Below are 10,529 nucleotides of genomic sequence, written 5' to 3'. Positions count from 1 at the left end.
CCGGAGCAGACTGTGCTCGGCAAGACCACTACTCCCGGTTTCGCGCGCATCGATATCGATGCCGACGGCAACGGCTGCCATAAGGTGTGGTCCAACACCGTCGAAGCCGCACCGAGCGTGGTGCCGAAACTGTCTCTGGCCACCGGGCTGATCTACACCTACACCAAGGGCACCCAGCTCAGCGATCCCTGGTACTGGACCGCCCTCGACTACCGCACCGGCGAAATGGTGTGGAAACAGCTGGCAGGCACCGGTCCCGCTTTCGGCAATCATTACACCGGTATCGTGCTCGGACCCGACGCGACGGCTTACCTCAGCACGATCGGCGGACTACTGTCGCTGCGCGACGGCAACTGAACGAGAGTACCTACGAGACCGGACCGCCCGCGGTCGCCGATACCCGGCGGGCGTGGAACAGCTTGCCTGACAGCAACTCGACCTATTCCGGGGCAGTTCTGCTGAACCAGTCGATGATCTCTTCACCGGCGAGGATGCCGGTCGCACGGGTAACCGTGAGGTTGGGGTGCGTCCAGTTGAGCTGTTCCAGCTCGCCGTGGCGGGGACGGATGGCGGCATCGGCGGCACGCAGCATCTCGGCGTCGAGAGCACCGTCGCCCGCGGCGAGCGTCTGCGCCTCGTCGGTGAGCTCACCACCTTCTCTGAGGCGCTTGCGCACCTCGGCGACCGCACGGCTCTTACAGACGGTCAGCGGCATGGTGTAGATCTTGCGGCCCTGCTGGGATGCCGACCAGCCACGGGCGCGACACCACGCGTCCCATTCGGAGAGAAACCCTTCGGGAACGGCTTTGGGCTTGACCACCAGATAACAGAACAGATGGTCGGCCATCCGGAACTTCGTTACCCACGAATCATCAATGCGCGTGTGCAGTTGCCTGCTCACTTCCGGCAGGGTCGCGCCACTGGCACGCACCTTGGCATCGATATCGATACGCCAGCTCAGATCTGGGACGCCGTCGACGAGGATGTTCCCCCCATTGCTGGTGATGGCATAACGCCAAGGTGCTCCAGGCAACCGGATCCGGCCGAACTGCTTGATCGTGCGGGTGGTGGTGGGAACGAGGGCGGCGGGTCCGGCCAGAGACTGCATCCTCAGCGCCGCGGTGGTGGTCATATACGACAGCGGCTCCCCTTCTAGATGCTCGACACAGACTGTCTGCACATCGGTGGTGGTGCTGAAGGCGTTGCGCGAATAGATCATCGTCCGGTCCAGGTCGGTTGCGATCAGCACCCGTCTTCGGCGCGTTCTTCGAGATAGGTTCACCGCTGCACATCCTTGATCAGTCCCATACACGAATATGCCAGGTCCTCGACGACCTCCACCGGCACGCCCCGCGCGGCGGCGAGCATCCGGATATGCGCGTGCTCCGGCGCATCCGCCTCGCGCACCAGCACCCGCCACGGAACTCGCCGCAACAACACCCGGGTGGTCTCGCCGACACCGGGTTTCACATAGTTCACGCTGGCGATGCCGTACTGTGCGCGCACCTTCTCCACCGAAGCCCAGCCGGTCCAGGTCGGCGTGCGGTCACTCGCTCGTATCGCCGCGACCTCGGCGGCTACCCGGTCACGCACCGCGTCGAAGGCGCCGCTCACGGTGTCGAGCAGACGGCCGGACACATCGGCATCGGCCAGCTCGCGATAGAACTTGGCGCCGTGGAAATCACCGGGACCGATCAGGGTCTGGTTCAGCACTGTGCGCGATATCAGTCCGGAAACGGTCGAATTCAGGCAAGCCGAGGCGATCAGGAAATCGTCACGAGTGCCGTAGGTACGCACACAGTGCCCAGGATCGGCCAGCACCGCGAGATCATCGTCGAACCGCGGACCACCGGCTGCGTGATAGGCATCCAGCGCCGCGGTGAGTTCGCGGGCGATCGCCCCCTTGCCGGTCCAGCCGTCTACGAACACGATGGAAGCCGGATCGTGGTGTTCGGCCAGATAGTCCAGGGCCACCGTGTCGATACCACGATCGCGCACGATCGACACCGCGTAATGGGGCACCGTGTGGTCCGGCCGCCGCGCCAGCAACCAACGGCGCATCAAGATGCCGATCGGCGTGCCTGCTCGCGCCAGCGACACCAGCACAAGATCCGCACCGCGTTCGGCGAGCAGGAGTTCCGATACGGTCGCTACCGCGAGCGCGAGCCGCTCTGCACTGACCGCGAGCACCTCCTCGAACAGTGCCCGGTACGGCGCGTCCGGCTGGTATTCGATCGGCAGCGACTCCGCGTAATGCGCCTTCCCGGCCTGGATCTGTCGTTCCCGTTCCGCGAGGCCTGCTTCCAGATCCGCACCGGACAGGTCTTTGAGCAGCCAGGAAACCTCTTCGGCCGGATACGATCCGAATTCGGGACCGTGCAGTGGCACTGGCAACGCGGACAGCCTCGTACTTGTCACGGCCTGCTCCCCGCCACGAGCCGCGGCGATTCGGCGCGTTCCGCGTGCAGTTGCCGCGGATCTGCTTCCCGCAACACCGCGAGCAGCACATCCGCACCGGAGGTGGTCAGTACATCGATCAGCCCGCCTTCGGCGACCAGTTCTGCGGTGTCCGCGGGCGAATCGACCACGACGACGAGCACGGGATCGGCCGGGCCGGTGGTATCGCCCGCACCGCGTGCCGGAATCGCAGCGGCGACCAGCGCGCTCGATCCGGCCTCGGCTACTTCCGGCAAATCCGGCGAATCATCCGGCCAATGCGCGTTGTACAGGTAACGCGGCGCGATATCACCCGGTTCCGGTGCGACGAAACGGAAGCCACGCCGCAACGGATATCCCGGCTCGTCCAGCACATACGCGGGCGAACGCGTTGTGGTCTGGAAGCGTGTCGGCCTGCCTGCGTCGGCAAGTAACGCGGCCAGCCGCAAGGGCAGGTACATCAGTTCCTCATGCCCGAGCACGATGGCGGGTCGATCCGCGAAAGCGGTATCCAATCGTACGGTCAGCGCATCGGCCGCTTCGCACAACGCCGCTTCGAACGCATCGGTATCGGAGGCGAGTATCCCGTGCCTGCCCCCCTCCGGTACCGCGGCAGGCCATGGCAGCTCCACCCGGTGGAACGAGCCGGGATGGCCAGCGGTGGGATTGAGCTGGGGCGAGGGGAGTGCGCCGACCGCGTCGATCAGCCCATCGGGCAACGAAGCCCGGCCGGTGGCGAGGCAGACGGTATCGATACGTGCTCCCAACTCCGTCGCGGCGGAGTCGAATGCGATCCGATCCGCTGTGCTGCGCAGATCGACCAGCGAGGCGAGTACATAATGCGCCCGTGGCGAAAAGGCGTGCAGCGCACGCACCGCGTCGATCGCGGTCGCTCCGGTCGAGATCTCGTCGTCGACCAGCACCAGCGGTAAGTCGTTGACGAAGATATCGGCGGGCGTTGGCTGCAGCAGATGCGAGGTGGCGTGTGAATGCCCCTCTTCGAACCCCGCGAGCGTCTGCGCATGCGGTACCGCACGGCGAGTCGAGTGGAGATAGCAGCTCGCCCCGATCCGTGCGGCTACGCAGTGCCCGAGACCTGTCGCGGTCTCGGCGAATCCGAGTACAACCGCTTCCCGTATGCCGAGCACCTCGCGCACCAGATCGCCCAGACGGTTACCAGCGCCGAGCACGAGCCGCGGATCGGTCGGGAGATGCTTACCGAGCACCGTCGACACCAGCAGATGCGCCCGGCGCGGATTGTTGTGACGGACCCCGGGCTGCACCAACGCGGTGACCGGGAGATCGGCCGAACGCAGACTCCGCGAACTGTTGCCACTTACCGGATCATGCTGCAGATGTATACCTAGAGTCCTTGTCGCCCAAGGCATTTCCTTGAGCAAAGGCTCGGCCGCATGCTGCCTCATACGGTAACCAACGCGGTCAACAGATCCACGAAAGACACTCCCTTGTTCGCGACACCGAACACTCTTGCCCGCAGCAGGGTCTGGCGGGCCCAGCTGCGATGTGGCCGCATCTCGTTCATTTTGTTCCGATAACCGGAGGCCGCCACACCCCCGACATCGACGCGCAAGATATCCAGCGCATCCGAGTACTCCTCATGCGTCACCACCGACAGCGCGTGCACCGCGGCCACATGTGACGGATGAATCACCGTCTTGCCCTGGATTCCGTTGGCCCGGTCCAGGGTGATCTCCCGCAGCAGCCCATCCAGGTCCCGGCTGACCAGGTATTGCCGGAACGGCACGGCATCCGATTCCGCGAACGGCGCGGTACGCAACAAGGGGCGGAACATCCGTTCGTGATCGGCGAAGTACTCCCACACCGGTCCGGTGATGACGAAACCTGTTCCGTCCGCCCGCCCCAGATAGTTCACGATATCGGCGATGACGTCGGCGACCACGCGCACGTCGTAGATGGTCAGGTCACGATCGCGCCGGATACCGAAAGTCGAGCACATATCGGTCGCGCCGACCCGAACGGCGAGCACTCGATCCCGATGCGCGGTCAGCAGTGCCGCGATCTGGGCGAGCTCGTAATCCCTGGTCTGCCGGTGCACCAAACCCGCCGACTCCAAGACCGGCATCCCGTACAGTGGTCGGTCCACCCGCTGGGCGGCCGCATGCAGCGCGTGCAGATACTTCGGACCGGAAATACTGTCGAACTTCGGGAACACGAAACCGGTCAGGGCACGGATACCAGGGCCGAGCTGCTCGACGAGCTCGGCGATCGTATCCGCGTCACGCACCCGCACGAACAGCAGCGGATTGGCATCGTGATTCTCCGCGAGCAGATCCAGCGCGGCGACGGTCTGCTGTTTGGCGTACGCCACCTCGTGGTCGGCGATCGCATCCTCTAGGTCGATCACCATCGAGCACACCCCGTACTTGGCGCGTTTTCTTATCGTCAGCGCGAGGTCCGGCTTGGTCGCAGGCGCGTACAGCGTCGCACCGAGGCCGACCGCCAATAGTTCCCGATCTGCGCGGTCATCACCGAAGGGTTCGGGCTGCCGGTGGAAAAGACGCCTCGCCTCCGGACCGTGCAGCTGCCGGAAGTGACGCAGCGGCATTGGCTTCCGCAGGGATATCTCCTGCTGGAGAGCGATGCCTGCGGTCATCGTTGCCCCATCCTCATTCTCGTCGTGATCCTGCTTGCTTTCTCATTCGATCCACTACCCCGGCTATGAACTCGGTGATCGCGTTCAGTTCCATCACATAGGCCCAGTAGTCAGGGTGCTGCCCCGAGAGCGTCTCGCTGGTCCGGTCGATCCGTAACGCCTGTGCGTCGAGTACCGAACCCCAATCGTCGACAAGCCCACGGCTCACCGCGAGCATCTGCGCATCCCGTAGCCGAAATCGTACGGCCTCGAGTTGTTCTTGCGGATCAGCCCGCACCGCACGAAGCAGCGTAAGCCGTTTGGTTACGGCATCGATCTGCTGCTCGGCCTCGGCGAGAAATCCGCGCGCGGATGTGGTCAGATCAAGGGCAAACTCCGGGTTGTGCTCCACCGCTGCCGCGCGCGCCCGGTCCAGGCTGGCGGCCGCGGCCTCGATGGCTTGCTGGCTTTCCCGCTCATTGTCGGCCAGATCCGCTGAACTCGCAGCATTGAACTCACGCAACAGTGCCGAGAACGCGGGCGCGACCGCTTCGGCCTTGGTTCTGGCAGCGGCGAGCCTGGTGGTCACCGATGAGATCGCGGTATTCGCCGCGGCCACCCGAGAAGGGGCCTGCGCCAAGACATCCGCTAACTCCCTGGTAGCTGTTTCCACTTGGTGCACAGTCTCGTGCACCAAGTCCACCGGCGCGTCAGAGGCGATCGCTTCCAGTGTGACTATTGCCTCATCCACCGCGGCGGTGTATTTGCGCACCGAAGGATAGTCCGCGAACGCGGATTCCGCGGCCCGCCCGCGCGTATCCGCGGCGGAGATCTTCACCTCCCGCACGAGTCGCGGAATCGCCTGGCATACGGCAACCGCCTCTTCGAGCCGGTTCTGGTCACCTCGATAGAACTCGTCGACAGCACGGGCCGCATCGGTCAACTGCCGCATCGCGGCGTCGAAACGCTGCTGCCCGTGCGGCACCGACGTACCCGCATGCTGCGCGGTCGTCAGCTCCTCATCCAACCTCAGGTAGACATCCGCCGCGCTATAGCACCTGTCGCGCACCGGTTCCCAGCGCGCACTCGTATGCTGCTGCGGAAAAACCCGATCCGCGGCAGCCACCGCCGCGTCTGCCGCGCTCTGGCGCCGGTCCATATCGAGGAACGCTGTGGCCAATGCCGCGCGGGCGTGCTCGATCCACTCTTTGTTTCCAGACGACCGGAACCATCCACCTCTTCGGCCTGCCACGCCCCGATGGTAGGAGATCTCCTTGTTTTCCCTGGGTTACGCCGGTTGCTACGCAAGTCCGTGGAAACCTACTACTGTCGTATGACGTACCCGGCGATTCGGACATGCTGGGAACCAGTGACGGACTATCGAAAGGGAATCCCACATGGGTGTCAGTTTGTCCAAGGGCGGCAATGTCTCGCTGACCAAGGCTGCGCCTAACTTGACTGCTGTCGCGGTCGGTCTCGGATGGGATGTGCGGACCACCACCGGCACCGACTTCGACCTCGACGCGAGCGCCATCGCGACCGGCGCGGACAAGAAGGTCGTGTCCGACAAGCACTTCATCTTCTTCAACAACCTGCGTTCTCCCGAGGGATCGATCGAGCACGCGGGCGACAACCGGACCGGCGAGGGCGAGGGCGATGACGAAGTCATCAACGTCGACCTGGCGAACACCCCGCCGACCATCGAGAGCATCTTCTTCCCGGTCTCGATCTACGATGCCGACTCCCGCTCGCAGTCGTTCGGTCAGGTCCGCAATGCCTACATCCGGGTCGTCGACCGCAGCAACGGCGAGGAACTCGCCCGCTACGACCTCAGCGAGGACGCCTCGACCGAAACCGCCATGGTCTTCGGCGAGCTGTACCGTAACGGTGCGGAGTGGAAGTTCCGTGCGATCGGCCAGGGCTACGCCTCCGGTCTGGCAGGCATCGCCCGTGATTACGGTGTGAACGTCTGATAGACACTTCGGTGTGCACAAGGGGGCCCGGTGACGGGCCCCCTTGTTATGCGTCCTGGGGATGCCAGCAGTCCGGGCGCAGCGTTGGACAACCGACGGTTCAGCGGCCACGCTGGTAGCAACCGTCGCCGACTCGTTTCACCTCATGAAAGGTCCAAGCGTGGTCCTGCGCATATTCGGCATGTCCCTGCTCGTCACGGTCGTCTCGCTCGTGGTGGCATTCCTGTACGGCGGACCGACCGCCCTGGCGCTCGCCATCATCCTCGGCATCCTCGAGGTGTCACTGTCGTTCGACAATGCCGTGATCAACGCCACCATCCTCGAACGGATGAGTGAGTTCTGGCAGAAGATCTTCCTCACCATCGGCATCTTGATCGCCGTCTTCGGTATGCGCCTGGTCTTCCCGCTCGCCATCGTATGGATCACCGCGGGGCTTGACCCGGTCCGAGCCTTCGACCTGGCACTCAACCCGCCACCGGACGACGCGCTGACCTTCCCGGACGGCAGCCCGAGCTACGAGAAACTGCTGACCGACGCACACCCGCAGATCGCGGCATTCGGCGGGATGTTCCTGGCCCTGCTGTTCCTCAACTTCATCTTCGATGAGCGCGAGATCACCTGGCTCGGCTGGCTGGAACGACCGCTGGCCAGGGCGGGCAAACTGGATATGCTCTCAGTGGTTGTCGCAGGCACCGGCCTGATCCTCACCGCCGAATACCTCGCTGACGACGCCCACCGCTCGACCGTCCTGATCGCGGGCCTGCTCGGCATGATCACCTACATCGCGGTCGACGGACTCGGCTCGATGTTCCACACCGAAGAACAGGCCGCGCGCAGCGAAGGCCCCTCCGAACTGGTGAAGGCCACCGGTAAAGCGGGCTTCTTCCTGTTCCTCTACTTGGAGGTGCTCGACGCGTCGTTCTCCTTCGACGGTGTGATCGGCGCATTCGCCATCACCTCCGACCCGATCATCATCGCCATCGGCCTCGGCCTGATCGGCGCCATGTTCGTCCGGTCGATCACGGTGTTCCTGGTACGTAAAGGCACCCTGTCGGAGTATGTCTATCTGGAGCACGGCGCCCACTGGGCGATCGGCGCGCTGGCGGTGATCCTGCTCGTCTCGATCGGTGTGCACGTCAACGAGATCATCACCGGCCTGATCGGCGTCGCGTTCATCGGCGCCGCGTTCCTCACCAGCATCATCCGAAACCGCCGCGCGGGTGAGACGGAACTGGACAGTAAACGGGAAGTCACACCGGTAGGCTGATCGCCACATACAGCTTCCGGACAGATAACCGAAGACCCGCCGCGGCGGCAGCGTCGTTGTCCCCGATGCTGCCGCCGCATCAGCCCCAGGGGGAACTCGTCATGGCGAGCAATGACAACCTCGGCAGTGCCGACCTCGGCGAAGTGAACCTGTCCAAGGTGACCCTGTCGAAGGCGACGCCGAGCATCACTTTGACCAAGCCCGGTGAACCGCAGGGCATCATGCGGGTGAATCTGAATTGGTCCAGCGGGCCCAAAGGTTTCTTCCGCAGGGCCAAACCCGTGGATCTGGATCTCGGCTGCCTGTATGAACTGTCCGACGGCAGCAAAGGCGTCGTACAGGCGATCGGACATAATTTCGGCGCACTACAGGCCGAGCCCTACATCGCGCTGGACGGTGACGATCGCACAGGTTCGGCGGTAAGCGGCGAGACCATGCACATCAACCTCGCCCGGCCCGAACTGTTCCGCCGCATTCTGATCTTCGCCCTCATCTACGAAGGCGTGCCCAACTGGGCTGCTGCCGATGGGGTCGTGACACTGCACCCAACGGCGGGCCCGCAGATCGAGGTCCGGCTCGACTCACCGGTAGACGGCGCACGGTCCTGCGTCATCGCCCTGCTGCAGAATCAAGGCACCGGGATCACCGTGCATCGCGAAGTGCAGTACATCCACGGCGCCCAGCGTGAGATCGACCAGGCCTATCAGTGGGGTATGCGCTGGCACAACGCGCGCAAATAGCTCAGCGTTCCCGCAGCCACGCCCTGGATATCGCATCCGCTGGTGCGGTAGGGGAGAGAGACCGGCGGGATAGTCCTCAGGACACCGGAATCAGCGCACGGGAGCCTGTCCGCGGCACCGGCGGCAGCGTGGGCCGGTACTCGCGTGCCGAGGCCCGGAGGAAAACGAAGAACAGCACGACCAGCAGGCTCGCCCGACCCCATACACCGAATTGGACAATGCTCTCCATCACCTCCACCGAGGTACCAGCCCCTCCTGACCCCATCGAGTAGAAGTAGCGGAACACCCCGATTCCCACCGCCGCGTCGGCGACGAGATAGCTGCCGATCAGCCACCACGGCACCTCCAGCAGCACCAGGAACGGCACCAACCACAAGGTGTACTGCGGCGAATGCACTTTGTGGAACAGCAAAAATCCACACAGCATCGCACCGCTCACCCCGACCAAGGGGAATGCGCCGGTGGTCAGATAGCGCTTCCAGCCGAGCCACATCGCCAGCGCGAACGCGATGAGCACCAGTACCGGCGAAGCGACCGAGACCGCCTGCTGGAATGTCTCCTCGCTGCGCGCGTCCGGCCCGAACATCGGCCGAAGCCCCCAATACCAAATGGAATTCGTGGTGATATCGGCCTGACGCAACTGCTGGAAAGTAATCGACGCGCGCCATCCCGCGTAGCCTGCCAGTACGAACGGCAGGTTCACCGCGAGGACGGTACCGATCGCCGCGGCCGCGGTGTACAAAGCGCCGCGGACATCCAACCCGCGATCGGAATCATCCGGATCGCGTTCGAGACCGCCGGTGAGCACATATACCAGCAGGGGCAGCACGAAGATCCCTGGATATACCTTGAGACAGAAGCCGAGACCGAGCAGCACCGCGGCCACGATTCCTCTGGTGCGAAGCGAGTATCGGGTCAGCGCGCCGAGAACATAGAACGCCGCTGTTGCCAGGCACACCACCGGAAGCTCCCAGTTGTGGAAGGCATAGAGCACCAACGGTGGTCCGGCCGCCCACAGCAGAGCGGCCCGGCCTGCGCGCCGGACCAGCATCCATGCGGTCAGCAGCGCGAACGGCGCGAGCAACAGAGCGGAGTTGCGCAGGAACTCGGCGTCATCGGCCGCACCGCTCGCACCGAGCCACATCAGCACACCGCTGAGTACCGGATACTCCACAGCGCCACCGACCAGCACACCGCCATCGGTGATGCCGCCGTGCACATAGGGAAAGACATGCTCGTTGATATCCCGGCCGAGCCAGAGGAATTGGATATCCGAGTAGCAGACATCCGAATCCTTGACGACGTCGAAAACCAGGCTGCGTCCGTCTGCGTCGAACGGCGCCCCCGCGCATCGCGCCTTGTTCGCGTACGCCAATGCCAGGGTAAGGCCGCACAGCAGCAGCACAAGCACGGTCCATGCCATACGGCGTCGCGCACGCCCCGCGGAGAGGACGGATGCGGCGAGTCCGGTCGGCATGAAACCACCCTAAGCGGACCGA

At 64.3% G+C, this 10,529-nt stretch carries 9 protein-coding genes and 1 pseudogene; 4 read left to right on the top strand and 6 right to left on the bottom strand.

Annotation, left to right across the window (positions count from 1 at the left end):
- Nucleotides 1-357, top strand: a pseudogene (locus ACL02S_RS23110) (hypothetical protein); the annotation flags it as partial.
- Nucleotides 358-439: 82 nt separating this feature from the next.
- Here the strand turns inward: ACL02S_RS23110 and ACL02S_RS23105 are convergent.
- From ACL02S_RS23105 to ACL02S_RS23085, 5 genes are read right to left on the bottom strand one after another with little or no spacing between them, the layout of a single operon-like run.
- Nucleotides 440-1,219: an HAD family hydrolase gene (locus tag ACL02S_RS23105; protein WP_412804594.1), complete on the bottom strand. Its 780-nt coding sequence runs from the start codon at nt 1,217-1,219 to the stop codon at nt 440-442.
- A 59-nt stretch (nt 1,220-1,278) separates the two neighbouring features.
- Nucleotides 1,279-2,394: a cysteine protease StiP family protein gene (locus tag ACL02S_RS23100; protein WP_412804593.1), complete on the bottom strand. Its 1,116-nt coding sequence runs from the start codon at nt 2,392-2,394 to the stop codon at nt 1,279-1,281.
- A gap of 20 nt (nt 2,395-2,414) precedes the next feature.
- Nucleotides 2,415-3,860 carry a phosphoribosyltransferase domain-containing protein gene (locus ACL02S_RS23095; protein WP_412804591.1) on the bottom strand — a complete coding sequence of 482 codons (1,446 nt, stop codon included), beginning with the start codon at nt 3,858-3,860 and terminating at the stop codon, nt 2,415-2,417.
- Nucleotides 3,857-5,071, bottom strand: a complete 1,215-nt coding sequence (locus ACL02S_RS23090; protein WP_412804590.1) for an HpcH/HpaI aldolase/citrate lyase family protein — start codon at nt 5,069-5,071, stop codon at nt 3,857-3,859. The genes ACL02S_RS23095 and ACL02S_RS23090 overlap by 4 nt, the downstream gene beginning before the upstream one ends.
- Nucleotides 5,072-5,084: 13 nt before the next feature.
- Nucleotides 5,085-6,302: a hypothetical protein gene (locus tag ACL02S_RS23085; protein ID WP_412804589.1), complete on the bottom strand. Its 1,218-nt coding sequence runs from the start codon at nt 6,300-6,302 to the stop codon at nt 5,085-5,087.
- Nucleotides 6,303-6,447: 145 nt separating this feature from the next.
- Between ACL02S_RS23085 and ACL02S_RS23080 the strand changes: the two genes are divergently transcribed.
- From ACL02S_RS23080 to ACL02S_RS23070, 3 genes are all read left to right on the top strand, one after another.
- Complete coding sequence (locus ACL02S_RS23080; protein ID WP_412804588.1) at nt 6,448-7,023, top strand: TerD family protein; 576 nt, start codon at nt 6,448-6,450, stop codon at nt 7,021-7,023.
- A 160-nt stretch (nt 7,024-7,183) separates the two neighbouring features.
- Complete coding sequence (locus ACL02S_RS23075; RefSeq protein ID WP_412804592.1) at nt 7,184-8,290, top strand: DUF475 domain-containing protein; 1,107 nt, start codon at nt 7,184-7,186, stop codon at nt 8,288-8,290.
- Nucleotides 8,291-8,391: 101 nt separating this feature from the next.
- Nucleotides 8,392-9,030 (top strand): TerD family protein, encoded by a 639-nt coding sequence (locus tag ACL02S_RS23070; protein ID WP_412804587.1) that lies wholly within the window; start codon nt 8,392-8,394, stop codon nt 9,028-9,030.
- 76 nt (nt 9,031-9,106) lie between these two features.
- Here ACL02S_RS23070 and ACL02S_RS23065 read toward each other — a convergent pair whose 3' ends face one another.
- Complete coding sequence (locus tag ACL02S_RS23065; protein WP_412804586.1) at nt 9,107-10,507, bottom strand: glycosyltransferase family 87 protein; 1,401 nt, start codon at nt 10,505-10,507, stop codon at nt 9,107-9,109.
- Nucleotides 10,508-10,529 lie beyond the last annotated feature (22 nt).

The organism is Nocardia spongicola (genome assembly GCF_047200775.1).
Lineage (GTDB): Bacteria > Actinomycetota > Actinomycetes > Mycobacteriales > Mycobacteriaceae > Nocardia.
The sequence above is the reverse complement of the archived record's forward strand: the minus strand, read 5'-3'. Positions and strand labels throughout refer to the sequence as shown.

Coding starts and splice junctions, on each gene's coding strand:
- ACL02S_RS23105 (WP_412804594.1), bottom strand. CDS start 1,219: ATGATCTATTCGCGCAACGCCTTCAGCACCACCACCGATGTGCAGACA.
- ACL02S_RS23095 (WP_412804591.1), bottom strand. CDS start 3,860: ATGAGGCAGCATGCGGCCGAGCCTTTGCTCAAGGAAATGCCTTGGGCG.
- ACL02S_RS23090 (WP_412804590.1), bottom strand. CDS start 5,071: ATGACCGCAGGCATCGCTCTCCAGCAGGAGATATCCCTGCGGAAGCCA.
- ACL02S_RS23080 (WP_412804588.1), top strand. CDS start 6,448: ATGGGTGTCAGTTTGTCCAAGGGCGGCAATGTCTCGCTGACCAAGGCT.
- ACL02S_RS23070 (WP_412804587.1), top strand. CDS start 8,392: ATGGCGAGCAATGACAACCTCGGCAGTGCCGACCTCGGCGAAGTGAAC.
- ACL02S_RS23065 (WP_412804586.1), bottom strand. CDS start 10,507: ATGCCGACCGGACTCGCCGCATCCGTCCTCTCCGCGGGGCGTGCGCGA.